The 25684-nt window shown below is 71.8% G+C and carries 27 protein-coding genes; 10 read left to right on the top strand and 17 right to left on the bottom strand.

What is annotated here, in order from left to right:
* Positions 1-9 precede the first annotated feature (9 nt).
* The 3 genes from OV079_RS42175 to OV079_RS42165 form a co-directional block, all read right to left on the bottom strand.
* On the bottom strand, positions 10-810 hold the full coding sequence (locus tag OV079_RS42175; RefSeq protein WP_267775381.1) for a tRNA(His) guanylyltransferase Thg1 family protein: 801 nt from the start codon (positions 808-810) through the stop codon (positions 10-12).
* 112 nt (positions 811-922) lie between these two features.
* Positions 923-1963 carry an inorganic phosphate transporter gene (locus OV079_RS42170; protein ID WP_420829453.1) on the bottom strand — a complete coding sequence of 347 codons (1041 nt, stop codon included), beginning with the start codon at positions 1961-1963 and terminating at the stop codon, positions 923-925.
* On the bottom strand, positions 1956-2594 hold the full coding sequence (locus OV079_RS42165; protein WP_267705273.1) for a DUF47 domain-containing protein: 639 nt from the start codon (positions 2592-2594) through the stop codon (positions 1956-1958). The genes OV079_RS42170 and OV079_RS42165 overlap by 8 nt, the downstream gene beginning before the upstream one ends.
* A gap of 277 nt (positions 2595-2871) precedes the next feature.
* On the opposite strand from OV079_RS42165, the gene OV079_RS42160 reads away from it, so the two are divergent.
* The gene (locus OV079_RS42160) at positions 2872-4512 is read left to right on the top strand and encodes a protoglobin domain-containing protein (protein WP_267775379.1); all 1641 of its coding nucleotides are present in this window, start codon (positions 2872-2874) and stop codon (positions 4510-4512) included.
* Positions 4513-4518: 6 nt separating this feature from the next.
* Here the strand turns inward: OV079_RS42160 and OV079_RS42155 are convergent, their stop codons facing one another.
* Positions 4519-4788, bottom strand: a complete 270-nt coding sequence (locus tag OV079_RS42155; RefSeq protein WP_267775378.1) for a hypothetical protein — start codon at positions 4786-4788, stop codon at positions 4519-4521.
* Between the two features lie 360 nt (positions 4789-5148).
* Between OV079_RS42155 and OV079_RS42150 the strand changes: the two genes are divergently transcribed.
* The gene (locus OV079_RS42150) at positions 5149-6000 is read left to right on the top strand and encodes a universal stress protein (protein ID WP_267775377.1); all 852 of its coding nucleotides are present in this window, start codon (positions 5149-5151) and stop codon (positions 5998-6000) included.
* Positions 6001-6083: 83 nt separating this feature from the next.
* On the opposite strand, the gene OV079_RS42145 is transcribed toward OV079_RS42150, so the two are convergent.
* Entirely contained in the window at positions 6084-7664 is a 1581-nt protein-coding gene (locus tag OV079_RS42145; protein ID WP_267775376.1) for a bifunctional 3-(3-hydroxy-phenyl)propionate/3-hydroxycinnamic acid hydroxylase, read from the bottom strand.
* A gap of 241 nt (positions 7665-7905) precedes the next feature.
* On the opposite strand from OV079_RS42145, the gene OV079_RS42140 reads away from it, so the two are divergent.
* The gene (locus tag OV079_RS42140; protein WP_267775375.1) at positions 7906-8643 is read left to right on the top strand and encodes a head GIN domain-containing protein; all 738 of its coding nucleotides are present in this window, start codon (positions 7906-7908) and stop codon (positions 8641-8643) included.
* Between the two features lies 1 nt (position 8644).
* Here OV079_RS42140 and OV079_RS42135 read toward each other — a convergent pair whose 3' ends face one another.
* The 3 genes from OV079_RS42135 to OV079_RS42125 form a co-directional block, all read right to left on the bottom strand.
* On the bottom strand, positions 8645-9319 hold the full coding sequence (locus OV079_RS42135; RefSeq protein ID WP_267775374.1) for an RNA polymerase sigma factor: 675 nt from the start codon (positions 9317-9319) through the stop codon (positions 8645-8647).
* Positions 9320-9416: 97 nt separating this feature from the next.
* Positions 9417-9773: a hypothetical protein gene (locus OV079_RS42130; protein ID WP_267775373.1), complete on the bottom strand. Its 357-nt coding sequence runs from the start codon at positions 9771-9773 to the stop codon at positions 9417-9419.
* 242 nt (positions 9774-10015) lie between these two features.
* Positions 10016-12505: a serine/threonine-protein kinase gene (locus OV079_RS42125; RefSeq protein WP_267775372.1), complete on the bottom strand. Its 2490-nt coding sequence runs from the start codon at positions 12503-12505 to the stop codon at positions 10016-10018.
* A 173-nt stretch (positions 12506-12678) separates the two neighbouring features.
* Here OV079_RS42125 and OV079_RS42120 point away from each other — a divergent pair, with 173 nt between their 5' ends.
* From OV079_RS42120 to OV079_RS42110, 3 genes are all read left to right on the top strand, one after another.
* Positions 12679-13632, top strand: coding sequence for a caspase family protein (locus OV079_RS42120; protein WP_267775371.1), 954 nt, complete (start codon positions 12679-12681; stop codon positions 13630-13632).
* A 14-nt stretch (positions 13633-13646) separates the two neighbouring features.
* Positions 13647-14492 carry a hypothetical protein gene (locus tag OV079_RS42115; RefSeq protein ID WP_267775370.1) on the top strand — a complete coding sequence of 282 codons (846 nt, stop codon included), beginning with the start codon at positions 13647-13649 and terminating at the stop codon, positions 14490-14492.
* A gap of 138 nt (positions 14493-14630) precedes the next feature.
* The gene (locus tag OV079_RS42110) at positions 14631-15368 is read left to right on the top strand and encodes a CHAT domain-containing protein (RefSeq protein WP_267775369.1); all 738 of its coding nucleotides are present in this window, start codon (positions 14631-14633) and stop codon (positions 15366-15368) included.
* Between the two features lie 16 nt (positions 15369-15384).
* Here the strand turns inward: OV079_RS42110 and OV079_RS42105 are convergent, their stop codons facing one another.
* The 3 genes from OV079_RS42105 to OV079_RS42095 form a co-directional block, all read right to left on the bottom strand.
* Complete coding sequence (locus tag OV079_RS42105) at positions 15385-16281, bottom strand: toxin-antitoxin system YwqK family antitoxin (RefSeq protein WP_267775368.1); 897 nt, start codon at positions 16279-16281, stop codon at positions 15385-15387.
* Complete coding sequence (locus OV079_RS42100) at positions 16281-16928, bottom strand: hypothetical protein (RefSeq protein ID WP_267775367.1); 648 nt, start codon at positions 16926-16928, stop codon at positions 16281-16283. Before OV079_RS42100 ends, OV079_RS42105 begins: the two co-directional genes overlap by 1 nt.
* Positions 16929-17242: 314 nt before the next feature.
* Positions 17243-17446 (bottom strand): YjzC family protein, encoded by a 204-nt coding sequence (locus tag OV079_RS42095; protein ID WP_267775365.1) that lies wholly within the window; start codon positions 17444-17446, stop codon positions 17243-17245.
* Between the two features lie 599 nt (positions 17447-18045).
* Here OV079_RS42095 and OV079_RS42090 point away from each other — a divergent pair.
* On the top strand, positions 18046-18297 hold the full coding sequence (locus OV079_RS42090) for a hypothetical protein (RefSeq protein ID WP_267775364.1): 252 nt from the start codon (positions 18046-18048) through the stop codon (positions 18295-18297).
* Positions 18298-18416: 119 nt separating this feature from the next.
* On the opposite strand, the gene OV079_RS42085 is transcribed toward OV079_RS42090, so the two are convergent.
* Positions 18417-18563, bottom strand: coding sequence for a hypothetical protein (locus OV079_RS42085; RefSeq protein ID WP_267775362.1), 147 nt, complete (start codon positions 18561-18563; stop codon positions 18417-18419).
* Positions 18556-19782, bottom strand: coding sequence for a hypothetical protein (locus OV079_RS42080; RefSeq protein ID WP_267775360.1), 1227 nt, complete (start codon positions 19780-19782; stop codon positions 18556-18558). The genes OV079_RS42085 and OV079_RS42080 overlap by 8 nt, the downstream gene beginning before the upstream one ends.
* 35 nt (positions 19783-19817) lie before the next feature.
* On the opposite strand from OV079_RS42080, the gene OV079_RS42075 reads away from it, so the two are divergent.
* Positions 19818-20507 (top strand): hypothetical protein, encoded by a 690-nt coding sequence (locus OV079_RS42075; protein ID WP_267775359.1) that lies wholly within the window; start codon positions 19818-19820, stop codon positions 20505-20507.
* Here the strand turns inward: OV079_RS42075 and OV079_RS42070 are convergent.
* The gene (locus tag OV079_RS42070; RefSeq protein WP_267775357.1) at positions 20502-20975 is read right to left on the bottom strand and encodes a helix-turn-helix domain-containing protein; all 474 of its coding nucleotides are present in this window, start codon (positions 20973-20975) and stop codon (positions 20502-20504) included. The two genes, OV079_RS42075 and OV079_RS42070, sit on opposite strands and share 6 nt — an antisense overlap.
* A gap of 87 nt (positions 20976-21062) precedes the next feature.
* On the opposite strand from OV079_RS42070, the gene OV079_RS42065 reads away from it, so the two are divergent.
* Positions 21063-21644 carry a 2OG-Fe(II) oxygenase family protein gene (locus OV079_RS42065; RefSeq protein ID WP_267775355.1) on the top strand — a complete coding sequence of 194 codons (582 nt, stop codon included), beginning with the start codon at positions 21063-21065 and terminating at the stop codon, positions 21642-21644.
* A 45-nt stretch (positions 21645-21689) separates the two neighbouring features.
* Here the strand turns inward: OV079_RS42065 and OV079_RS42060 are convergent, their stop codons facing one another.
* Complete coding sequence (locus OV079_RS42060; RefSeq protein ID WP_267775354.1) at positions 21690-22871, bottom strand: FG-GAP repeat domain-containing protein; 1182 nt, start codon at positions 22869-22871, stop codon at positions 21690-21692.
* 48 nt (positions 22872-22919) lie between these two features.
* Here OV079_RS42060 and OV079_RS42055 point away from each other — a divergent pair, with 48 nt between their 5' ends.
* Entirely contained in the window at positions 22920-23135 is a 216-nt protein-coding gene (locus OV079_RS42055; protein WP_267775353.1) for a hypothetical protein, read from the top strand.
* A gap of 226 nt (positions 23136-23361) precedes the next feature.
* Here OV079_RS42055 and OV079_RS42050 read toward each other — a convergent pair whose 3' ends face one another.
* The gene (locus OV079_RS42050; RefSeq protein WP_267775352.1) at positions 23362-25131 is read right to left on the bottom strand and encodes a monovalent cation:proton antiporter-2 (CPA2) family protein; all 1770 of its coding nucleotides are present in this window, start codon (positions 25129-25131) and stop codon (positions 23362-23364) included.
* Between the two features lie 284 nt (positions 25132-25415).
* Positions 25416-25613 carry a hypothetical protein gene (locus tag OV079_RS42045; RefSeq protein ID WP_267775350.1) on the bottom strand — a complete coding sequence of 66 codons (198 nt, stop codon included), beginning with the start codon at positions 25611-25613 and terminating at the stop codon, positions 25416-25418.
* Positions 25614-25684 lie beyond the last annotated feature (71 nt).

Below are 25684 nucleotides of genomic sequence, written 5' to 3'. Positions count from 1 at the left end.
CCTACGCAATCAATCGGGCTCCGCCCCCTCGAAAAGCACCGCCACGCGATTGCGCACCTTCCCGAGCGGCGGCAGCTCCAGCGCCACGTAGTCCGTCCGCTCGATCATCAGCTCGGGGTTCCTCCGCGCCTCGTGCATCGGCGGCAGTTTCTCCAATTCCTCCGCGTCGAACTTGCGCAGCGACTTCCGCCGCTGCACGTACGTCCCGCGCTTGAAGAAGTCGGGATAATCGTTCCACTCGACCCCCTTGTCGCGCAGCATCGCCTGCATCTCGGCGCCGTTCTTGTTGTCGAGCTGCTTGTGGCTGTAGTGGGCCCGCGCCGCCATCGCGACCGAGTTCTTGACCGCGTCGAACTCGCGCCACAGGAATGTGTTCGCCGCCTCCTCGAGCGAAGGCAGGTTCCACACCCGCGCGTCGAAGTGCGGCAGCTTCTCGCCGTACTCGCCCGGCAAGAACTCCGGCAGCCGCCTATTAAAATACGCGGTCGTCAGGCTCGCCAGCACCGACACCAGTTCTGAAATACGCCCGTCGAAGATGATCTGGCTGTCGAACGTCGGCGTGTACCAGGCCAACGTGATCTCGTCGGACTGCGTGTAGCCGCACACCGCGTTCGTCTCGCGCACCAGGAATTTCACCGTCTCGATCATCAGCTGCGACAGCCGGCGATCGAACGGCCGCTCGAGCCCGTGCGTGAACTTTGAAAATGACCGACCGTCGATGCGAGCGACGATCGGCAGCAGCGGCATGCACTTCCGGCCCGCCTCTGCCATCTCGTACATCTTCATCCGGTCCCCGAGATCGTCCGTCATCGCGCCTCCTACTTGCTCAGCGGGAGGCTCGCACGGTCGACCCAAACAGTCGAGGAGGCGGCCCCGCGCGCCTACGCGCGGACCCGCCTCCCTCCACACCTCGAAGCAAGACTCAGGCGTTGTCGCCGAAGATCGCGCGCAGCCCGTACAGCGACAGGAACGCGAAGCCGGCGCTGGCCGGGATCGTCAGCACCCACGCCAGCACGATGTTGCCGGCCACGCCCCAGCGGACCGCGGACAGGCGCTTGCTCGCGCCTACGCCCATGATGCACGCGCTGATGCAGTGCGTCGTCGACACCGGCACGCCCATCGCGCTGGCGGTGAGGATCGTCGCCGTCCCGGCCGTCTCGGCGGCGAAGCCCTGGAGCGGCGTGATGCGGATGATCTTCGCGCCCATCGTCTTGATGATGCGCTTGCCGCCCGCCATCGTGCCGAGGCCGATCGCCGCCGCGCACGAGAACACCACCCACGTCGGCACGCCCTTGTCGACCGGCAGCATCGACGCCGGCAGGCCGGTGTAGCCGGCGGCCATGAACGACACCAGCGCCAGGGTGATGATGCCCATCGCCTTCTGGGCGTCGTTCGAGCCGTGCGAGAACGCCATCATGCATGCCGAGACCAGCTGCAGCCGCCGCGAGCCGCGCTGGACCGTCACCGGCTTGAACGCTCGCACCACCCACAGCAGCGCGATCATGAACAGGAACGCGATCGTGAAGCCGGCCAGCGGCGACAGCACCAGCGGGATCAGCACCTTGTCGATCAGCGTGCCCCAGTTGAAGGCCGACATGCCGGCGTGAGCCACCACCGCGCCGGCGAGCCCGCCGATCAGCGCGTGCGACGAGCTCGACGGGATGCCGTACCACCACGTCAGCAGGTTCCAGATGCAGGCGCCGATCAGCGCCGCCAGCACCACCACCTGGGTGACGATCATCGGCTCGGCGAAGCCGGAGGCGATCGTCTTGGCCACCGCGGTGCCTGTGATCGCGCCGACGAAGTTGAGGATGCCGGCGAGGATGACCGCGGTGCGGACCGGCAGCACCCCGGTCGAGACGACGGTGGCGATCGCGTTGGCGGCGTCGTGGAAGCCGTTGATGTAGTCGAACACCAGCGCGACCACGATCACCAGGATCAGCAGCGTCAGCATGCTAACCATGTTTCACCGCCAGGTTCTTGAGGCGTTCGGCGACCGTCTCGCACTTGTCGATCGCCTTCTCGAGGTCCTCCAGGACCTCCTTGTCGCGCAGCAGCACCTTGGCGTCGATCGCCGGGTCGTGGAACAGCTGCCCGACGGCGTTGCGGAAGATCCGGTCGGCCTCCTTCTCGTGCTGCTTGATCACCCGGCCGACCGCGATCAGCTTGGCGTACTCGTGGCGCCGCAGCGCCGGCAGCTCGGCCTTGAGCAGCTCGGCCATCACCACCAGGATGTTCATCAGCTCGATCATCGGCGGCGACGGCTCGGGCACCGCGTACAGCTCGAAGGTGCGGCCGGTCAGGTTGATCAGGTCGACGATGTCGTCGATCGAGGCCGCGAGCAGCTGGATGTCTTCGCGATCGATCGGCGTCACGAACACGCGCGCCAGCTGCTCCTCGATCTCGTAGACGATCGCGTCCGCCTGATGCTCGAGCTCCTGCACGGTCTCGCGCACCCGCTCGGCCGGCACGCCGCGCGCGAAGTCGGCGAGCGCGCGGGCCGCTTGCTCGAGCAGCTCGCTCTGGCGCTCGATGAGCCCGTAAAACACATCCTCCCGCGGAAGGAGCCAACGGATGACGTCCTGCAGAGCCATGGTGCTTCTCCGCGCGGGAACCTAGCCGGCCTCTGCCGGCGAGTCCATCGCTTGCTCGCGCATTTTGCGCACCGGCGACGCGCCTGTAACACGGCCGTCACAGCGAGCGGGTAGAGGGCCGCCGCTGCTCGTGCACGGCGGCCCTGACGTCGCCGCGTGAGGTACCACCACGCCGCGATCGTCTCCGAGACCGGCAGCGCCGCGAGCGCGACGCACCGGCAGCGCCGCTTGTCGGCCTCGATCGTCGCGTGTACATCCCAGAGCTCCGGGCCTGGCGATGCAGACCCTCGAGACGCGGTTCGAGGAGCTCAAGCGCTACATCGGCTTCACCGCCGAGGACGCCGAATACCTGCGTGCGGCGCACGAGCTGGCCGCGCCGCACTTCGAGCGGATCGCCCGCGAATTCTACGAGCGGATCCGTCTGCACGAGGAGGCCCACGCGGTGTTCACCGGCGAGGCCCAGATCGCCCGCCTGCACCGCTCGCTGATCCGCTGGCTCGGGCGCCTGTTCGGCGGCGTGTACGACGAGGCCTACTACCAGGGCATCGTCACGATCGGCCGCGTCCACGTCAAGGTCGGCCTGCCGCAGCGCTACATGTTCACCGCGATGGCCCGGATCCGCGGCTCGCTGGTGGCGCTCGCCGAGGCCTCGCCGAGCGACGGCCCGCGCACCGTCGCCGCGGTCTCGCGGCTCCTCGACCTCGAGCTGGCGGTCATGCTCGAGAGCTACCGCGACGACTTCGTCGCCCGCATCCAGCAGGTCGAGCGGCTCGAGAAGCAGGCGCTCGGTCGCTCGCTCGCGCGGACCGAGCACCGCTACATCAACGCGGTCGAGCTGGCCCGCGTGCTGATCGTCGGGCTCGACGTCGACGGCTGCGTGCGCCTGTTCAACCGCGAGGCCGAGCGCGCCACCGGCCACCAGCGCGACGAGGTGCTCGGGCGCTCGTTCGTCGCCGCGCTGCACATCGACGACCGCGGCGACGGCCTGCGCCTGCGCGAGCGACTGGCGCGCTTCGCCGAGCTCCACCGCACGAGCCCCGAGCCGCGCGCCGCCGGCGACGACGACGACGAGCCTCCGCTCGAGACGACCGTGCAGACCCGCAGCGGCCGCACGCGGGTGGTCCGCTGGCGCCTCACCTACGCGCCCGCGGAGGGCGACGAGGTCGCGGTGTTCGCCCTCGGCATCGACTCCACCGACGAGACCGCCCTGCTCGCTCGCACCCAGCAGCAGGAGAAGCTCGCCGCGATCGGCACCCTCGCCGCCGGCCTGGCCCACGAGATCCGCAACCCCCTCAACGGCGCGCAGCTCCACCTCACCCGCCTCGAGCGCGCGCTCCGCCGCGGCGACACCAGCCCGCGCGTGTTCGAGTCGGTGACCGTCGTCGGCGACGAGATGAAGCGCCTGGGCGCGCTCGTCACCGAGTTCCTCGAGTTCGCCCGCCCGCGCCCGCTCCGGCTCGAGTCGGTGTGCGTGCAACCACTGCTCGAGCGCGTCGCCGAGCTGGTGGCCGCCCAGGCCGGCGAGGGCAAGGTCCTCGTGCGCCTCGACGTGCCGATCGCCCCCATCGAGCTGCGGGCCGACCGCGCCAAGCTCGAGCAGGTGCTGCTCAACCTCGCCTGCAACGCGATCGAGGCGCTGGCGCCGAACGGCGGCGGCAACGTGGTCGTGCGCGCCCGTCGTCAGCCGCGCACGGTCACCCTCGAGGTCGAGGACGACGGCCCCGGCGTCGCCCCCGACACGCCGATCTTCGACGCCTTCTACTCTAGCAAGCCGCAGGGCACCGGCCTCGGCCTGTCGATCACCCACCGCATCGTCACCGACCACGGCGGCACGATCGACGTCGACAGCGCCCCCGGCCGCTCGCTGTTCCGCGTGGCCCTCCCGCTCGCCCCGCTCGACAGCCCGCGGCGGCGCTGAGCCGCGTCACTGCGGCGACTCGCCGTGCTTGGCCGACTGCGCGCAGTTGCGGACGCAGGTCCAGCGATCGCCGTCGCCGAGCTCGCGGTCGGCGTGGCAGGCGTCGACGCAGCCCGACAGCCGGTCGAGCGATTCGTCGGTCACCGCCGGGTCGGCGGCCCGCGCCCTTCGCTTGCACCGCTTGCCGCACCGCCGCGAATCACCGCACTCGTGCAGGCACCTGGCGGCCGCGTCGAAGGCCGGGTCGACGGCCGTCGCCGCGACCTTGAAGGCCATCTCGCAGTTGCGGCGGCAATGGCCGTGTCGCCGGCGTCGAGCCCCTGCGCCGCGCAATCGTCATAACAGGCGGACAGCCCGCCGCGGTCGCCGCTGGCGTTGTGCTTGCTCTCTTCGAGCTTGGGCGGCGACTCCACGTGGATCATGTCGCAGGCGGCCAGAGCGAGCAGGACAGCGGCGGAGCGGGCGAGGATCGACATACCCATTCATGGTGAGCTGTCCGTGGTTCGGCGACCACGAAACTCCTGCGCGCCGCGACGTCACCCGACCCGGGCGTCCCCGATCGATCACACGCGCCGCAATGTCACGACCCCGCTCCGCCGCCGCGGGTCGCGTGATAAGCTGACGGCAAACCCAGCGATGACATCGTCGACAGCAAACTCATGGATCGTCGCCCTCGACCTGCGCGACCGCAGCCGCGGCGCCCTCGCGTTCGCCGGCTGGCTCGGCGCCGCCGGCGAATCGGTGGTCGGCGCCTACGTGCTCGAGGCGTGGAGCCGGCCCTACATCCGCGGCGACGTCGAGGCCGACCTGCGCGCCGCGGCGGCTCGCGCGGCGCAGGCGCTCGGCTGCCGCCCGCCCGAGCGGATCGTCACCGAAGAGGCGGAGACCGCCGAGGCCGGGCTCGCTCGCATGGCCTTCGGCGCGGCCGGCCTGATCGTCGGCCGCGTCGCCGCGCACCCGCGCCGCGCCCTGTCCCGCCTCGGCCCGGTCGCGCGCCGACTGCTGCGCCAGCTGCCCGCGCCGGTGGTCGTCGTCCCGCCCACGCTCGTCCGCGTCGCGGCCGGCCCGATCCTCCTCGCCACCGACCTCGGGCCCGCCAGCGACGACGCCGCCCTGTTCGCCCGCGACCTCGCGGCTCGCGTCGGCCGCGACCTCGAGGTCGTCCACGTCGGCGAAGATTTTTACGAGGAGGACGACGAGGTCCGCGACCCGGTGTGGCAGCGGGCGCGCGACGCCTACCGCGCCGAGGTCGCGCAGGACACCGAGCGCTGGGCGGCCGCGCAGGGCCTCGCCACCGCGCCGCGACACCTCCGCCACGGCGACCCGGTGCTCGAGCTCGCCGACCTCGCCGAGGCCCGCGACGCCGCCCTCGTGGTCGTCGGCTCGCGCCGCCTCGGCCTGCCGGCCCGCTTCTTCCTCAGCAGCACCGCCTCCGCCCTCGCCGGCCTGGCCGCCTGCCCCGTCGCCGTGGTCCCGCCGCGCGATTGAACGCCATGTCTTTGTGGGCATGCTCTCAAGTCCATGTCCGATGGAACATGGCCTCTGGATCATGTCCTCGAGATCACCCGCGACTACCCCGGCGGGTCGCGCAGCGCGTCGGCCAGCGCGCGGCCGAGGCTGGCCGCCGCGTGCGCCGGACCGCCCGCGAACACGTGGCGATCCGGCCGGACGATCGCCAGCGCTGCGCGATGGCGGCGGAACCACGCCGTCAGCCGGCCACTCGCGTCGACCACGTCCACGAGCCCCGGCTCGCTCGCGCCCGCGGCCGCGCGCACGCGGACGAAGCGCGGGCGCAGATTTTCTAGAAGACCGTCTCGGTCGACCGTCCGCGGATCGACCTCGAGCCCGACGACCGCGAAGCCCGGCCCGAGGAGCTCGTCCGAGCGGCCGGCCTCGCCGCCGACCTGCGGGAAATACGTGCCCTGGGCGCCGTTACGCGGCCTGCGGCCGCCGGCGATGAAGCCGGCGCGGTGCAGCGGCGGCGGCTTGAACTCGAGGTCGCCGATGAAGCGGCGGATCCACGCGACCCGCTGCAGCGCGCGGAGCACGGCGTCGCGGGCGGCCGCCAGGCGCGGCGCGACCGTCAAGAACACCTGGCCCATGCGCGCGCTGAGGTCGATCATCGCCTGCGTGTGCGCCCGCCGCTCGACCTCGTAGGTCGTCAGCAGCTTCGGGTGAGCAACCCCGGTCAGCACTGCAGCCAGCTTCCACGTCAGGTTGGCGACGTCGCGCAGGCCCGAGCACAGCCCCTGGCCCATGAACGGCGGCATCTGGTGGGCCGCGTCGCCGAGCAGGAACACGCGACCGACCTGCCAGCGCTCGGCCACGTGCTTGCCGAAGCGATAGGTCACCGCGCGGGTGATGCGATAGCGGTCGGGGTCGACGAACGGGGCCACGAATGTGCGCACCGCCTCGGGCCGCTCGAGCGCCGCCGGATCTTCGCCGCGGAGGATCCGGCTCTCGATGCGGACCCCGCCGGCCGGCCCGAGGCTGACGAACGCCGGCCGCGCCGGGTCGCACACGAAGCGGGTGTTGGCCACGCGCAGCGCCCCCGGCTCGGCGAAGCCCGAGATCGCCAGCCACGGCTCGTCGCAGCGAGCGCCGCGCATCGAGACCCCGAGCAGCCGGCGGATCGTGCTGCGCGCTCCGTCGCAGCCGAGCACGTAGCGGGCGGTCAGCGTCGCGGGCCCGGTCGCGCCGCGCAGCGACAGCGTCACCGCCTCGGCCTCGGCCCGCAGCCCCGTCACCGCGCAGCCGAGGCGCAGCGACACCGTCGGGAAGCGGCCCATGCCCGCGCGCAGGGTCGCCTCGAGCGTCGGCTGGTGGAAGAAGTGCAGCGGGCTGTAGCCCGAGCCGAAGTCGACGCGGGCGAACCGGATCTGCGCGAACTGACGCCCGGCCACGCCCGTGTAGTCGACCTGGTCCGCCGTGACCATGTCCGCGAGCAGGCGGTCGACCAGGCCGATCTGCTGGTAGATCCGCAGCGCCTCGTCGTCGCAGCTGAACGCCCGCGGCTGGCCGTGCTCGACCGCCTCGCGCTCGAGCACCACGCACGACAGCCCCGCCATGCCGAGGAAGTTGGCCGCCACCGCCCCCACGGGCCCGCAACCGACGACAGCGACATCACATTCGACGGCGGGAGCTCCGGTCATGGCGCGAGGACCCCGCATCATCCCCGAGAACCTCGCATCCGTCGAGCCCGCGGGCTTTTCCTCACGACCGCCGATGAGCGAACCGACTGTCATGATTCGTGCGGCTGCCACCAATACCGCGAGCCCCGCATTGCCGCGAGCGGCCGTCGTCGCTCTATCGTCATTGACCGCCCGTCGGCCGCGCGCTTTCGCCCATCACTACGCCGGTGACACCCCTCGGCCCGCGCGGTGTTGCATCGCCATGCCTCGCCTCGCCCGCCACACCTGTCTCCGCTCCCGCCTCGCCGCCTCGCTGGCGCTCCCGTTCGCGCTGGTCGCCGGGGGCTGCTTTATGGCCATCGGCGACGGCGAGCTCGCAGTCGACGAGCGCTCGCTCGCCGGCTTCGACGCGGTCGTCAACGACAGCGCGCTCGACGTCGAGATCGCCCTCGGCGAGGCCGACGCGGTGCGCGTGGTGTGCGACGCCAACCTGCTGGATCGCGTCGAGACCGTGGTCAAAAATGGGGCGCTGCGCATCGACCGGGCCGGGCTGTACGGGCTCCACCCGCGCGCTGGCTGCCGCGTCGAGGTCGAGGTCGAGCACCTGCGCGCCGTGTCGAACAGCGGCTCCGGCGCGATCCTCACGCTCGGCGACGTCACCGAGCTGACCGAGATCCACCAAGAAGGCTCGGGCTCGATCACCGTCGAGGCGCTGACGGTGACGCACGCCGACGTGACCTCGACCGGCTCCGGCAGCGTCCACCTGGCCGGCACGATCGACGACGTCGTGTTCGTCAACACCGGTTCGGGCAGCATCCATGCCCGCGAGCTGCTGGCCGAGACCGCCCAGGCCCGCAGCACCGGCTCCGGCGGCCTCGAGCTCCACACCAGCGAGCTCGTCGACGCCGAGCTGACCGGCTCCGGCGACATTCACGTGTGGGGCTCGCCCGACGACCGCCACACCCGCGTCACCGGCTCCGGCCGGGTCGTCTTCCACTGACTCACAGCTTCTTCGGGTTCTTGTCGTCGACGTGTTGGCGGATCTCCCGCATCCACGCGTCGAAGTCGGCGTCCTGCAGCACCTGCCCGGGCTGCACCCGCGCCCACTCGCGCCGCAGCGCCTCCTTGGCCACGCGCAGGCGCCCGGCCACCGTCTCGCGCGACTTCAGCTTGAGCACCTCCTGGATCTCCGGCTCCGTGAGATCGGCCCAGTAGCGCAGCTCGAGCACCGTCTGGGCGTTGATGGTGAGCCGCCGCAGGCACTCGAACAGCATGCGCGCCTGCTGGTTGGCGAACACGTACGAGGACATCGCCGGCAGGCCGGTGTCGACGACGGCGTGCACCTCCGGGTCGAACGATTCGAAGTCCTTGCGCTTGCGCTCCTGCAGGTGGCGACAGAGGACGCGATAGGCGATCGCGAACAGGTAGCCGCGGAAGCTGCACTCGCCGCGGAAGTTCTGCCGCGACTTGATGCACTCGAGGAAGGTCCGGTTGGTGAGGTCCTGGTAGTGCGACTCGTCCTTGCTGAGGAAGAACCGCCGCAGCCGGGCGTAGTGGCGCTTGGCCAGGACGTTACCCGCGCGCGGATCGCCGGCGCACCAGGCGTCGAAGAGGGGGCGGTCGTCGTCGGCCACGGGGGTTCGAGTCTCGGTCGTCGTCGTCGTCGTTGCGAGCATCGCGCAGCTCCTGGACGGCGCGGAGGCCGTCCAGGAGCGTGGTGCGCCGGCCGGGGGCGAACGATCACCCCCGGTCTGAAAATTCTCGCGGGGGCCGCTAGACCCCGAAGGCCACGCGCCGCACGGGGTCCGGCTTGGTCGGCTCCTTCTTGGTATCGACCCGGATCTTCGCCGCCGTGCCGGTGGTCTCGGCGACCAGGACGACGGTCGTCTCGGTCTCGCGGTCGGGCAGCAGGAACGACAGGTGCTGGCTGGTGCTGTTGCTCGTCAAGGCCGGAGACTCGAGCCGAAGGGTCTGCCCCGCCGGGTGCTGCACGTAGACGAAGGTCCCGCAGGCGACCTCGAGCTGGTTCGAGCCGGCGCTGCCGAACGACAGCGTGGCCTGGTCCTCGTTCAGGTCGGGGTTCCCGGGAGCGGTGAAGATCACGTTCAATGTGGTCGGTGTGGTGGTCATGTTGCGTCCTTGCTGAAAGAGAGGGCTGCGAATGATTCGATGTTCTTCTGGCCGTAGATAGTCGCGTGGAATCGGTTCCTGAGCCGGGGTTGTCGAGAGCTATGAACAATTCCGGCGCAGCTCGACCGCCGCCTGGCGTAATTCTTCGACCCCTGGAGGAAGCTCGACTTCGTCGACGAGGGTCCGCGCGAGGAGCTCCAGCTCGTCGGCATAATCCTGGCGAGCTCGACAATCTGCGTCCCTCAGGTTCGCGCGACGCTCCAAGAGCAGATGAACCGCCGCTTCGGGACGTCCGAGGTTGACGGCGGCGGCCGCTGCGTTGCCGAGCTGACGCCCGTAGATCCAGCTGCGGTCGCCGGCGGCCTCGAACACCGCCGCGCCGGCGAGTAACGCCTCATGCGCCGCCGCGAAGTCCTCGCGCTCGAACGCGATCTTGGCCCGCATCGCCCACGCGTCGGCGCGCTCTCGTGGATCGATCTCCGACAGCGTCTCCATGCCCGCGAGCACCTGGTCGACCGAGCGCTCGGCACATTCGAGGCACCCCCGTCGATCGCAAAGTTGGCGTATGCCAGGCTGCGACGGTGCACCGCGCGCGGGTCCCACCCGCCGTCACGGTAGATGTCGGCCGTCCGCTCGAGATCGGCGATGCACTCGTCGAGCGCGCGCGGGTCGCTCTCGGCAAAGTCCCGCATGTACGTGCATTCGGCCTCCGCCAGCCCGGCCACGCTCTCGAGCGTCTGCGGGTGCGCCTCGCCGAGCTGGGCCCCTCGGATCTGCACAGCCTGCACGTAGTGCTCGCGGGCCAGGTCGAACTGCACGTCGCGCTCCCGACCGCTCGACTCCCGCGAGAGGCCCGAACGACTCACGCCGAGGCTGTGGTGCGACTTTGCGGTCGTCGGATGCTCCTCGCCCAACAGTTCCTCGCGCAGCGCGAGCGCCCGCGTGTGATGGGTGACCGCCTTCTCGTGGTCGCTCTGCCCCTCCAGCCGCAGCCCTTCGGCCTCTTCGAACTCCGCCTCGAAGCGGCGACGGATCAACGACTCCGCCTGCACATGGTCCATCGTCGTCTGGATATACGTGGCCTTCTGCGCCGCCTCGTCGTGTTTACCGAGGTCGTTGACCAGACTCTTGAGCTGGTAGGTCGCCGCACGTGCGAAGGTGTCGAAGTCGCCGACCTTTGCCGCCTGCTTGGCCGCATCTTCCAGTCGATCGATCGCGGCCCGAGACGAGGCCGAGGACGCATCGAGCCAGCCCGAGAGATGGAGCGCTCGGGCGTGCGCCGCCGCGTACCCATGGCTGGCGTCCAGCGCCACGGCGACGCTGGCGGTCGCCCTTGCGAAGTCGCCCGCGACGATCTGCAGCTCCAGCCGGTCGAGGAAGTCGCGCAACCACTCCGGCGTGTCGGCCTGCATCGGCGCGCCGGGCCGCTCGCACTCCGCAGGCTCGTCGAGGCTGCCGAGGACATCGATCATACGCGTGACACTCTGCGGATCGGGTCCTTCGTACAGTTTTAGCAATTCGTCGAATCGCCCGAGCTGCCGATCGAGACAGGTCCGCTTCGCCTCGTTCGGGGCGGCACACATCGCCGTGTGGGCATCGACCCAGCGCTCGCTGTAACCGTCGGCGAAGCTCTGCAGCGAATCACTGGCCCGCTCGGCGAACGGCAGCTCGACGCCGGTGACTGCGGCCGCCACGGCGGCGGCGCGAGGATCGCTCCAGACGGCCGCGACCTGCTCCTTGCCTTCATTCACGCAGGGATCGGGGCCCGCCGCGTACGCCGCCCAGGCCCCGCCGAGGATCACGGCGACCGCGGCTGCGCTGACCGCGATCGTCAGCCGTCGCTGCGGGCGGGCGGTCAACGCCGCCAGCAACGCTGCCATGTCGGGAAACCGGGCATTTGGATCTTCCGCCAGCCCGCGCCACAGCGCCCGCACCAGCGACGCCGGCGGCTCGCCGTCCCAACGGCGCGACCGCAGCTCCACCCCGGGCCGCGCCAGTCTGTCGAACAGCGCCTCGCACAACGAGACGCAGAAGCTGTACTGATCACTGTGTGCCGTCGCACGGCCGCCCCGCTCACACTCCGGGGCGATGTACCCCGGCGTACCCAGGCGGTGCCCATCCTCCGTGAGGGGTGGACGGTTCTCACTGGCGGGGCCCGACTCCGATTGCGTCTCCTCCGAATTACTCAGCGGCTCGTCGGCCACGAACGCGAACCCGAAGTCGCCGAGGACCGCCCCGACGTGTTTGTCGATGAACACGTTGTCGGGCTTGAAGTCGCGGTGGACGATTCCTTCCTGGTGAGCCGCTTGCAGCCCGCGGCCAGCCGCCACGAACTTGTCCAGGATCTCCTGCCAACGCCGCCGCTCCTTGAACCAGTCGCGCAGCGACTCGCCCGGCTTGATCTCCATCACCAGGTAGGCTGCGCCCTGAAACGTCCCGGCGTCATGCACTCGGACCACGTTCGGATGCTCGAGCCTCGCCAGCGCCTTCGCCTCGCGCAGAAGTCGGGCGTTTTGCACCGCCTTGCGATGCTCGGGCCCGAGGCGGATCAGCTTCAGCGCCACCTTGCGGTCGAGCTTCGGGTCGTACACGGCGTACACGTCCGCCTGTCCGCCTTTCCCGAGATGCCCGAGCGTCGTGAATCGATCGATCTGGGTCCCTGGCGGCAGCGGGTGCGATGCATCTACGGGCCGAGGAAGAAGCCTCGGCGAGCCGTCCGCCAGCTCGAGCACCCGCAGCGTGTCCGCGAGCTCCGCCTCGATGTGGCGGGGGCCCTGGCGGACCCGTCGGCGCTGTCGGTGGACATGCTGTGACCGTAGTGCTCGGAACTCGGCCGATCGATCACCACCGATGCATCGGCGCGAAAGCTCGCCGGGGGTCCGGCCGCCCGTGCTACCATGACCTCGTGCAGGCCCTCCTGATCGGCGCTCCGACGCAGGGGCTCGCGGGCGTCGACCGCGACCTCGCGGGAATGGCCCGCCTCGTGCGGGCTCGCCGAGGCGAGCCCGTCGTCCTCCCGCGCGCCACCTTGCCTGCCATCCGTCTTGCCCTCGCCGCGCTGGTCGACCGCTGCACCGCCGACGACCCCGTGCTCCTCTACCTCACCGGCCACGGCAGCGCCTTCGTCAACGCCGAGCACGACCCGCGGGCCGCCTGCCCCGGCCCTGCCCGCCTGTCTTACTTCATCGCCACCGCCGACGCCGCCGAGGACGCCCTCTTCGACCTCGAGCTCTCGCTGTGGTGCGCGCGTCTGGCCGGCAAGACCCGCAACGTCACGGCGATCCTCGATTGTTGCCACTCGGGCACCCTGGTCCGCAGCGACTGCCGCGGCGACGCCATCAGCGACCGCCGGCTGGCCGCCTTCATCGCCTGGCGCGCCGCCCATCAACCGGAGATCGACGCGCTGGACGTCGAGGCGCACCCCGACGTCGTGCGGCTCGCGGCCGCCGGCATCAACGGCCGCGCCTGGGCGCCCGACGAGCGCAGCGCCCTCACCTCCGCCTTGCTCGCCGAGCTCGCCGCGGCCGGCGACGCCCCCTCGTGGATCGCCCTGTTCGCCGGCATCGAGCGCCGACTCGTCCTCGCCGGCCTGCGACAGCAGCCGCGCCTGTCCGGCCCGGTCCGGCGTCGCGTCTTCAGCCTCGCCGAGGCCCTGCCGCCCGGCGCCGTCCCGGTGCGACGCGACGGCGACCGCATCATCCTCGAAGCCGGTCAGCAGCACGGCGTGCGCCGAGGCGACCTCTTCCTCGTCGACATTCCTTTTAAAAATCAACGAGTGTGTCACGTCGACGCCCTCGCCCCGGACCACGCCGTCCTACACCCGCGCCCCCCGACATGTCCCCCGGGACAGGCATCATAACAGCTCCCGGAGACATGTCCCTCGGGACAGGCAGCCCCGACAGCTCGGCTCTCCCGCCCGACCTGTCCCTCCGGCCAGTCTCATCCTCCCCGCTCCACCTGTCCCTCGGGCCAGCCGCATACGCCCACCCGCTGCGCCTCCGCGGCCACGGCGGCATCGCCCTCACCGGCCCGGCCGCGCGCACCGCCGCGCCCGCCCTGCGACGAGCAGGCTGGGAGATCGACCCCGCCGGCGGCGACGTCCTCGCCACCCTCGAGTGCAGCGACACCGCGATCGTCGTCCACCCCGCCGACGCCTGCGCCCCTCTGCCCGCGAGCGACCTCGCCGGCGCCCTGGCCGTCCTCCAGCGCCTGGCCCGCAGCGCCCGCCTGCAGCACCTCGGCGCCGGCGACCTCGGCGCTCTCACCATCAGGGCCAGCTGGGGCCGCGTGCACGCCGGCGCGTGCGAACCCTTATCGCCCCGCGGAGCCGAGCTCGCCGACACCTCTGCAATCTTCGTCCGCCTCGAGAACGCCGCCGACGCCCGCCGCTTCGTCAGCGTGTTCTGGCTCGCCGACGACGGCGAAGCCGCGCTGCTGTCCCGCTCCGAATCGATGGGCATCGAGCTCCCGCCGGCCACCACCCACGTCCTCGGCGCCCGCCCCTTCGCCCGCGTCCCCCGCGGCGTGCTCCTCCCGCGCCGCCCGCTCGCTCCCGACGAACATCGCCACGAGCGCCTCGTCGTCCTCGCCACCCCGCACCGACACGCCCTGTGGAGCTTCGAGTCGCCCCGCCCCGCCGGCACCCCGCACCGAGGTGACCACGGGACCTGCGTCGAGGTCTTCGCCTTCACCGTCCTGGCCGCCGCCCCGCCGTCATGAACAAACCGTCGATCTACCCGCTGCATCAATCCTGCTCGACCGCTTCAGCAGCTCGAGCTGCGGCAGCTCGCGCTCTACCACTGGGAGGGCGTCAGTCCGCAGCTGCCCGGCGACTCGCTGTCGCACGCCGAGCTGTGCATGCATCTGTGCAACGCCCTGCAGCGCCAGGGCCTGATCGACGCCGAGCTGTTCGCCCTGCTCGAGCGCGAGCGCCCGCGCTTCCGCCCGGACATCGACAAGCTCCGCCGCCACTTTCAGGCCGGCAGCGCGAGCGCTCCTGCCCCCGATTCGAACCGGCTGCTCATCGCCTTCGTCGCCGCGAACCCGCAGATCTTGCCCCCGCTGCGCCTCGCCGAGGAGGCGAAGAGCATCGAGGACAAGCTGCGCGGCACCGCGGCCCGCTTCCACTTCCAGTCGACCTGGGGCGCCGGCCCCGACGACCTGCTCGACACCCTGGTCGACGCCTCGCCCGACATCCTCCACTTCGCCGGCCACGGCGGCACGAACGGCGCGCTGCTGCTGCAGACCGCCGACGGCGGCGCCCATCCCGTCGCCCCCGCGGCCCTCGCCAAACTCATCGCCGCCCGGCCGTGGCGCCCGCGCCTCGTCGTCCTCAACTGCTGCTACAGCGCCATCCTCGCCAACGCCCTGCGCCCCCACGTCGACGCCGTCGTCGGCATGCGCGGCGAGGTCCCCGACGAGGCCGCCCGCCAATTCGCGGTCCAGCTCTACCGCGCCCTCGCCCAGCGCGACAGCCTCGCCACCGCCTTCGACACCGCTCGCGCCGCGCTCATGGTCCACAACCTCGCCGCGGACCACCTCCCGCAGCTCACGGTGCGCAGCGACGTCGACCCGCACCGCTACCGCCTCTTCTGATGATCGAAGGCCGCGGTCAACAGGCACAGCCCCGCCCCTTGCGGCAAGTCTTGTTGCGAGCGATGCAGGAGTCCCCGCACGGCTTGCCGGTCGAGCAATATCGACAGCAGCCCTGCTCGGGCTCCTCCTCGTAATCCTCATAGGCCTCCTCGCGCTCCACGCGACGCCGCTCGCGCTCCACTCGGCGCCGCTCCGCCGCGAGCTTCGCCTCTGCCGCACGGACCGCCCGCGCCTCCTCGGCCTTCCGCACGCGAGCCCGCGCCTCGTGCTGCGCGAGCAGCTTGCGGTCGCGCTGCGCCTGTTCGGCGGTCGCGCCGAGGTCGACGAAGATCGGCTCGGCGGCGATCCGCCCCGGCCCGACGCACAGATGCGGCCCGCACACCTGCCGCCGCTCGCCGCCCTTGTCGACATAGCTCAGCACCGCCTCGGTCAGCGCCGTCGCTTCTTTCGGCTCGGCCCCGAGCTCGCCGAAGAACCCCTCGACCAGCCCGCGCCGCGCCACCGCGGCCTCGGGCGCTCCGGGCGTGAGCCCCAGCTCGTAAACCCGCCCCTGCGGCGAAGGCAACGACCAGTACCACCATTGCCCCGTGCGCACCCCCGCCGCGTACGTGCCGCGCTCGCTGCGATCGCCGCGCTCGTCGAAGAACGTACACCGACCATCGCGCGCGCCGTCGCGGTATTCACACTCCTCGAGCTTGACGCCGGAGACCGGGTGATACGACACCCCCCAGCCGTGACGCACGACCTGGCCGTCGGGCCGCGTCTTGCCGCAGAAATACTCGCTGCCGTGCGGCGGCGCCTGCCCGTGCCAGCTCGCACCGTCCGGGCACGGCGCGGGCGAGGCCGCCAGCGCGGGCAAGCTCAGGACCGTCGCGGCGATGCACCCCAAGAACCAGCGATCGAGCCGCCACATCAGAACTTCACCTCCAGGCCGAGACCACCCGTCGGCCGAATCACCAGGTTCCGCGCCCGGTTGCGCTTGCGGACCCCCGCGAGCGCCACGCTGCCGCCCGTGATCAGCAGCACCCCTGCAGTCACCGCCAGCCCGATCGACCGGCCGCGATAGAGCCGCACCTCGCCGCGCAGGCCGCTCGTGTCCTCGAGCGGCAGGCCGAACATCTGCGCCGCCTCGTTGTTCACCTCGGCCACCGCCAGCCGCTCCTCGCTCTGGCCGTGCAAGTGCCACGAATACAGGCTGCCGGCCGCCGACGCCGCCGCGCACCCGAGCACCACCAGGCCGCCCTTGATCAGCGGCTTGCCGTCGTCGACCGGGACCGACTCGGGCTCGGGCTCCGGCTCGCGCCGCACCACCTCGGGCCGCGCCGGCGAATCGACGTATGCCGGCTCGCTCCACGCGACGTCGGCCTGCGGCGGCAGCGGTGCCGGAGGCGGCGGCGGCAGCGGAGGCGGCGGCGCCTCCCACTCCGGCCCATCCGCCGACGGCACGTCGATGCGCGAGCGATCGACCACCGGCGCAGCGACCTCACCGGCGAACGGATCGGCCGCCGGGTTGGCGCCGACGACCACCGCGATCACACCATTCACGAGACCATGCATCATGGATCTGTCTCCGCAGCCAGGTCCGGCGCGCAGCGGAACCCCACGTCCGAAAGCCGCCGCCCTTGCACCCCGCGCTCGGCCACCACGACCCCGCCGAGAGCCACCGCGCCGAACATCACCGCCGGCAGCACGCGTCGCGCCCCTCGCCCCTCCGCGGGCCGCCCACCGCCACTCGATCTCCCGCGGCAGCCGCTTGCCGTGGAACCTGCGATCCACCCGATCGTCATCGGCATCCCTCCACCAGCGCCCGGACTCTATCACGAGCGCCAGCGGAGCGGCCAGCGACGATGACGACCTGGCCCGATGTGCAGTGACTAGTGTAGGCGGTGCAACCTCCAATACGCCCCGCGATTGCACGAGCGGATCGGCGGAAACGCGTCGCCTCGCTGCAGCGAGATCACTCGCTCTTCTTGCGTCGGCGGCGGCACCGAAGCGCCGTTCGTGTAACCATCGAAGCCGTACACCCCGCTCGCCGCGCACGTCTCCCCTGTCTTGAATCGATCACCTACGCTGGCCATTCGCCCCTCCTCGCAAAATCCTGATCCCGAGGTGCCCGGCCCAGTCGCCATCGGTCACTGCGAGCACCCATTAAAATGGCAGTGTTCACTCACGTGCCGGCGCGTGACGGGTCGGCCCGCGAGCGACACGCATTCCGGTTCGGCTCGCTGCGGTCCGCGCCTTGACAGCCCCCCGGGGCGCGAGTAATGTCGTCTCGGCCCCAGCGATGGGGTCAGCCATGCGTATCTGATCCGCGAGTCTTCGAGCACACCGACGCGGCGCCCCACCGGGGTCGCCAGCCGCGGCCAGTGTCGATTTCTCCCGCTCTGCGGCCATTGCGCCAACGAGCGGTTGCGGGTCGCGCATGCGACCATTCTTCGGCACGCCGGGGCTCTCGGTACTCGGAGGACGATGCTCCTCGCGCGAGCGCCTGTGCGCCGCGCGAGGCCGCGGAGCCGCGGATTCACCGTCCGGTGAATCACGCGACCGCGGGTCCTCGTCGTCCGTCGCGCCCGCTGAGGGGCGCGCGCCGGGCCGCGTCGTCATGTCTCCATTTCCCGCCACCGGCGCGCGGGCTCGTCACGTCTGTCCTTTCGGACAGGCTCGTAGGATCGCGTCCATGCCTCGAATCTCCTTCGCTCCCAAGTCCAACCCCGACCTCACCACCCCTGAACCGCAGCCCGACCCGGCGCCGCGGCCTGCGCGCGAGCACACCGGCCCGCTCTCCTGGAGCCTCGGCGGCGCCCCGGCCGCGCGTCCGGGCCCCGCGCCTGCCAAGTCCGAGCGCCGGCGCGAGTCGGCCCCGAGCCGGCAGCCCGCGTCGAAGGACGTCCGCCGGCGGCGCAGCCCGTCGTCGGGCTTCCGCGGCTGAGCGGCGGTCACCGGGCTCGCCGTCCGCCGGGCGGCGCGCGCTCGTTCATAACACCTGTCTCCGGGGACATCCACCGCGCCATCGCACGAATGGCACGACATGTCCCCGGGGACATCTCATCAGCGCTCGGCCCGAGCCAGCGCGGCCTGCGTCGCCGCCAGCTGCGGGTGCTGCAGCGCCGCGCGCAGCGTCTGCGCCTGCGCCAGCAATCCCCGCGCCTCGGCACCCGTGGTCGCCGATCCCGCCAGGTGCAGCGCATCAGCCAACCCCCACGCATAGCTCGGTCGCGCCTGCGCGACGGCCAGCGCCTGCGCGGCCGCCTCGTCCACCCCGCGGCCCGCCGCCAGCGCCCGCGTCAGCGCCGATTCTTAGATCGATCACGAACAGGCCGAAGCCGCAGGTCTCGGCCAGCACCAGGCCGCTGCGGATCGCCCGCTCCGCGTCGACGAAGCGCCGCTCGGCCAGGCAGATCTGCGCCTCCAGGACGTGGCAGCGCAGCACCACCTCGACCTCGCCGGTCGCGGTCGTCCACGTGCGCGCGCGCTGCAGGTGGTCGCCGGCGCGGTCCGGATCTGGCTCCTCGCCGGCCAGCGCCAGCGCGCCGAGGATCGTCTCCGCGTGCGCGCGGTGGCCCGCCCAGCCGAGCTCGTGCAGCCCCGCGAGGTTGCCCTCGATCTCCGCCCGCGCCGCCGCCACCCGGCCCAGCGCCAGCGCGTGCTCGGCCGCCCAGAACGAGCGGCGCGCGAACGGTCGATCGCCGAGCGCCCGCGCCTCGGCGAACCCCGCCTCCGCCGCCTCCACGCGCCCGAGGTCGTGCAACACGCGGGCCCGCAGCGCCAGCGCCCGCGCCGCGTCCCCCGGCGCCTCCGCGCGGATCGCCACCTCTGCCGCCGCCTCGCACAGCTGCAGCGCCTCGGTCAGCGCGCCCGCCAGCCGCTCCGTGTAGGCCAGCGCGCGCAGGCTCGTCGTCAATCCTTCCAGGTTGCCGGCCTCGCGCACCAGCGCCCCGTGGATCCGGTAGCAGCGGCTCGCCTGCGCCAGATCGCCGAGCGCCCCCGCGTAGAGCCCCCAGTCGTACACCAGCCGCGCCCGCCGGCCCGACTCGAGCGCGATCGCCATGCGCGCCGGATCGCCGCCCTCCGCGAACGCGCGCACGATCCGGGCCCCGCGGCTCATCGCCCCGAGCTGCAGCCCCAGGTGCGAGAACCCGCCCAGGCTGCGGAAGTAGATCGACGCCGCCTCGCCCGTCCGACCCGCGCGCAGCGTGTGCATCAGCAGCGCCTCGTACGTGTCGAGCCGCGCCTCCGCGTGCGGCCCCGGCCCGTGGACATCGAGCCGCGCGATCAGGTGCTCGCGCTCGACCTCGTGGATCGCCGCCGGCGGCCCCGCGAGCAGCGAGCGGAAGTACTCCGCCACGAACGGGTGGGCCGTGTAGCGCCGCGGCGCCGCGCGAGCGACCAGCCCCAGCCGCTCGAGCCGCGCCACGATCGGCCCGATCTGCGCCGCAGAGAGCCCCGCCAGTGCTCCTGCGACCGCTCCTCCGGCCGCCGCCAGGCGAGCCAGCAATTCGACCTCCGCCCCGGCAGGGAACAGCGCCAGGCGGGCCACCAGATCGCGCTCCTCCGGCGCCAGCGCGCGCGTACGCGGCCAGCACCGCCAGCAAGCGGCGCGCCTGCACGTCGTCGCGCGCCGCCGGCTCGAGCGCGATCGCCTGGGCTCGCGCCCCGTCGCCGTCGAGGAACGTCCCCGCGTACGACCCGAGCATCGCCACCGACAGCGCGTGTCCGCCGACCTTCTCCACCAGCGGCCGCAGCGACGTCCCCGCCGCCAGCCCCCAGCGCTCGAGCAGCGTCGAGCCCTCCGCCGGCGACAGCCCGCCGAGGCGCAGCGTCGTCAGCCCCGCCCCGTCCCACGCCTGCAGGTCGCTCGGTTCGAACCGCGTCGTCAGCACCACGCGCGCCGCCCCAAGCCCGCGCGCCGCGCTCATCAACAGCCGCCGCAGCGCCCCGTCGCCGATCCGCCCGTACGTCGAGTCATCGAGCCCGCTGCCCTGCAGCACCTCGAGCCCGTCGAGCACCACCACGTGCGGCGGCCCGGCGGCGAGCGCCTCCTGCAGCGCCTGCGGCCGCTCCCCGGCCGGCACCTCCGCCCCGCCGGCGAAGTACTTCGTCGCCGCCGCGAAGAACGCCTCCACCCGCGTGTCATCATAAAAGCTCCACACCAGCAGCCCGCCCGCGAGCGGTCCCTCGCCCAGGCCCGCCACGAACCGCTCCACCAGCGCCGTCTTGCCCGCCCCGCCGATCGCCACCACCGCGATCACCCCGCGCCCCGGCGCCCGCAGCAGCGCCAGCGCCTCCTCGCGGCCGACGAAGTGGCGCGCCCGCGGCAGCGTGCGCGTGGCACGGCCGCCAACCTTCGAACGCCGCCTCCTGAACCGTCGCCTCTGCCGCGATCACCAGCTCGCTCTCGGCGATCCCCAGCTCGCGACTGAGCGCCCCCAGCAGCCGTCGCCGGCTCGCGTTGCGGACCACGAAGCCCTCCGCCGCCTCGTTGACCGCCCCCGACTCGTAGCGCCGGTACGTGCGGACATCGACCCCGGCCGCCGCCGCCGCTGCCTCTTGGGTCAGGTTCAGCTCGGTGCGGACCCGCGCGAGCAGCTCGTGGTTGAAGCGGAGCACGGCCGGAGCGCCATCGTAGCCGGTCTTGCCCGGTCCTGCCCGGCTGCGATCCTCGTCGAGCGGGCGCCCGGGCCGCACAGTCCCGGCATGCACACCGCGACCCCGACCACCATCATCCCCGACCGGGTCTTCACCGTCCGCGACTTCCTCGCGCCCGACGAGTGCGCCGACTGGCTGCGGCTCGCGCAGGGCATCGGCTTCGAGGCGGCCCCGATCACCACCAGCCGCGGCTTCGTCATGGCCCCGGAGATCCGCAACAACACCCGGGTGATCCTCGACGACGTCGACCGCGCCCGCGCTTTATGGCAGCGGCTGGCCCCGTTCGTGCCCGCGCGCCGTCACCACTGGCAGGCCGTCGGTCTCAACGAGCGGTTCCGCTTCTACCGCTACGAGCGCCGCCAGTACTTCCGCTGGCACCACGACGGCGCCTTCCGCCGCGGCCCCGACGAGCAGAGCCTGCTCACGGTCATGCTCTACCTCGACGCCGACTTCACCGGCGGCAGCACCGACTTCGACCACGGCGGCGAGATCGTCCGCGTCGTCCCCGAGCGCGGCATGGCGCTCGTGTTCGACCACCCGATCGCCCACCAGGGCGCCCCCGTCGAGCGCGGCGTCAAGCACGTCCTGCGCACCGACGTCATGTACCGCCGCGACCTTGTGCAATCTTGAGGACATGTCCATGCAGACATGCCCTTGAAGACACACCATGAATTGTCATGGCCCCGTCCGCAGGACGATCGCCTGCGACGAGCCGACCGTCGCAACGACCACGTCGGCCTTGCCGTCGCCGTCGATGTCGCCGCTCGCCAGCCCGGCCTCGCTCGTCGCGTTCGCCAGCGTGTAGTCCTGCACGCACGACGCCGCGAAGTACACCACCCCCAGGCCGGGCGGCCCCGCCGTGGCGATGAGCAGGTCGCCGCGTCCGTCGCCGTCGACGTCCGCGATCGGCCCGGGCTGGCCCTTCCAGGGCAGCGACAGCTCCTCGTTCATCCCCTGCGCCCACGCCCGCACCATCGCCAGGCTGGGGATCTCGCGGTAGAGCGCGACGTCCTCGGTCCCGTCGCCGTCGATGTCGCCGACCGACACCTCTTGATAGCGCACCTCGCCGTGGCCCGTGATGGTCGCCACCCGCTTCAAGGCCCCATCCACCAGCTCGAGGATCTCCGCCCCCTGTGGGTCGTGCGCCGTCGACACGATGTCGACCTGCTGACCGCCCGCGACCTTCCCGGCGCCGATCGGAAACACCGCGACCGCCGACTCGTCGAGCACGACCTCGGGACCGACCCCGCCCATCCCGTCACCTGTCCGGAAAGCCAGCTCGGCCAGGACCGGCGTACTGCGCGCCAGCACGTCGACGAGACCGTCGCCGTCGAAGTCGCCGGCGAACAATTGCTGCGGCTCCACGCCCAGCGTCGACACCAGCGGCGCCGCGAACACACCGCCCTGATTCACGACGAGGCTCAGCTCGCCCACCGCGGACGGGGCCGTCGACACCACATCCGGCCGCCCGTCCCCGTTCAGGTCCGCGATCGCCATCCGCGAGGCCCCGGAGGACATCCCGGTCGGAAACACCGCCCCTGGGCCGAACCCGCCCGCGCCGTCGCCGAACCGCAGCTCGACGACCGCGTCGTCCGGCAGCGCCGCCAGCAGATCGAGCACGCCGTCGTCATCGAAGTCGGCCAGCGCCACCGTCGACGCCGGACCCGCGAACGTCAGCTCCGACGAGGTCATCGCCTGACGTTCGCAGGCCCGAAGCGGCTGCAACCACTCACAGTACTCGCCCACACACTCCTGGCCGGCCGGGCATGGATCTTCCTCGTCGACCAGCTCGCACGGACCGTAGTCGCACGCATCCGCGTCGTACCAATCGCAGGTCTGCACGCCCTCCCGCCGCACACCTCGCACTCTCGCTGCGCGCCGATCAGGCAGTTGCACCACGGATGGGTGTCCGTGTCGCTCTCCGGCTCGGAGCTGTCGGAGCCCGGCAGCGACGTGCTCTCGCTCGATGACGTGCTCGTCGGTGGACCCGCGGTCGCCGTCGACGCCTCGCTCGTCGATTCGCCCGCGCTCTCGGTTCCGCTCGTCCCGGCCGCACCGGGACCGCAGGACGTGAACCACAACCCGAGCGCTACGACAGGAATCAACCTGGGCATGACATGAGATCATGCCACGGCCGGCCCGCCGACGCATCCCACAGGCCTCGACCCTGTCACTTCACGCGCCCGCGCCGGTCCCGAGCGCGACCGACGACCAGGCCGCATATCCCCGGCCGGAAGGACGCAGGTCCTGGAGTCAAGAACGACGCTTCATGCCGCAAGGCCCAACCTCGAGACATGAACGCAAGAGCATGTCCTCGAGAACATGTCTTCCCAAACATTTGCCCGCCTCACCGCGGCCGCTGGCGGGCGTCGGCGTCGAACAGCCGCTCGAGGTCCGCGCTGAACTTCTTGGCCGACGCGATGAGCGCCGCCTCGTCCTCGTGGATCGCGTACTGCTCGTTCAGCACGCGCTCGTCGTGCTCGCGGAACATCTTCACGTACTCGCGGGCGTCGCTGGGCGTCACCCCGAGCTCCTCGAGCGACAGGCGGGCCGCGTCGAGGCTCGACAAGAAGGTCTCGCGCACGATCACGTGGGCGCCGTGGGCCATCAGGCGGAACGCGTGCGGCCGGTTGCGCGCGCGGGCCACGATCCGCAGCTCCGGGAAGTTGCGGCGGACCGCCTCGACCGTGCGCATCGACGCCTCGACGTCGTCGATCGCCACCACGATGAGGCGCGCCTTGTCGGCCTTGGCCGCGCGCAGCAGGTCGACGCGGGCCGCGTCGCCGTAGTAGATCTCGTTGCCGAAGCGGCGCAGGAAGTCGACCTGAGTCGTGTCGACCTCGAGCGCGGTGAACGGGATCCGGGTCATCCGCAGCACGCGGCCGACGATCTGGCCGAAGCGGCCGAAGCCGGCGATGATCACCGGGTTCTCCTCGTCGATCGCGTCGAACTCGCGCCGGTTGCTCGCCGCGCGGCGGGCCGTGATGCGGTCGCGCGCGATCAGCAGCAGCGGCGTCACCATCATCGACAGCGTCACCGCCACCACCAGCAGGTCGATCGCCTCGCCCGTCACCAGCCCGGCCGTCTTCACCACCCCGAACAGCACGAACGCGAACTCGCCGCCCTGCGACAGCGCGATCGCCAGGCTCGCCGCCGACCCGAGCGGCATCTTCGCCAGCCGCCCGATCGCCAGCAGCGCCAGCGCCTTGATCGCCACCAGCCCGATCACGATCCCCAGCACCTGCAGCGGCTGCGCGGCGATGAGCCCCAGGTCGGCCGACATCCCCACCGCCACGAAGAACAGCCCGAGCAGCAGCCCCTTGAACGGCTCGATGTCGGCCTCGAGCTCGTGTCGGTACTCGCTGTCGGCCAGCAGCACCCCGGCGAGGAACGCCCCCAGCGCCGCCTCGAGGTGGATCAGGTCCATCAGCAGCGCCGTGCCGATCACCACCAGCAGCGCCCACGCCGACGACAGCTCGTTGACGCGGGTCGACAGCACCCAGCGGAACAGCGGCCGCAGCAGCACGCGCCCGGCCAGCACCAGCCCTGCGATCACCGCCGCGGCGATCCCCAGCGACATCCACGGCCCCTGCGTCGCCTCCGAGCCCTCGCCGCTGCCCGTCAGCAGCGGAATCGCCGCCAGCACCGGGATCGCCGCCAGGTCCTGGAACAGCAGGATCTTGAACGAAGCCCGCCCGTGCGGCGCGGTCAGCTCGAGCCGCTCGCCCAGCACCTGCAGCACGAACGCCGTCGACGACAGCGACAGCGCGAACCCCACCACCAGCGCCGCGGCCGGCGGCAGCCCGAGCAGCCACGCCCCTGCGGCCAGCAGCACCGAAGTCACCGCCACCTGCGCCGACCCGAGCCCGAACACCCCCGCCCGCATCTCCCACAACCGCTTCGGCTGCAGCTCGAGCCCGATCACGAACAGCAGCACCACCCCGAATTCCGCGACGTGCAGCGTGTCCTCGACGTGCTCGACCAGCCCGAGCCCGGACGGCCCGATCACCGCCCCTGCCGCCAGATAGCCGAGCACCGAACCGAGCCCGAGGCGCTTGAACAGCGGGACCACCACCACCGCGGCGGCCAGGAAGATCGCGGATTGAGCGAGCTGCACCGACCCCGAACATACCCTGCGCCGCGCCCTTTATGACGCACCTCGTGCGCCGCGATCTCCGCCGGCGCCCCGCATCGCCGCACACCGCCCATGACGCGGCGATCCTCACCCGAGCCCTCGATCACTCCCGGCCCGCCGCCCACGAGACCTTCGTGCACGCGATCGAGACACCTCTCACCCGCGACGCCACGACCCCGTCGCACCCGACCTGCCCCGCAGGGAAGAATCACTTGCGCGGACCGTCCTCACGCCATGTCACGCCACGCGACCCGCGGCCTTCTCCCTCACCCCTCGCTCGCGCCCCGCAGCTGGCGCCGGCCTTCGTCCTTGAGCGCCACGCGAAACCCTGCCTCGCCGTACTTCACCCCGACCAGGCCCCGCGCGTGCAGCTCGCTCGCCGCGCTCAGCAACCTCGCGTAGCGCACCTCGCCGTACTCGCCCACGCTGATGGCGACCGATCCGTACTCCGGCAGCAGCGCCACCAGCTCGCTTCGTCCTCCGTCATCCGCGCAGGGTCGCCGCGCCCGCGCAGAGTTTCACCAAAAACTTCGCA

The organism is Nannocystis pusilla (assembly GCF_026626665.1).
Taxonomy (GTDB): Bacteria; Myxococcota_A; Polyangia; order Nannocystales; family Nannocystaceae; genus Nannocystis; species Nannocystis pusilla.
This window is presented reverse-complemented; position numbering and strand designations above follow the sequence as displayed.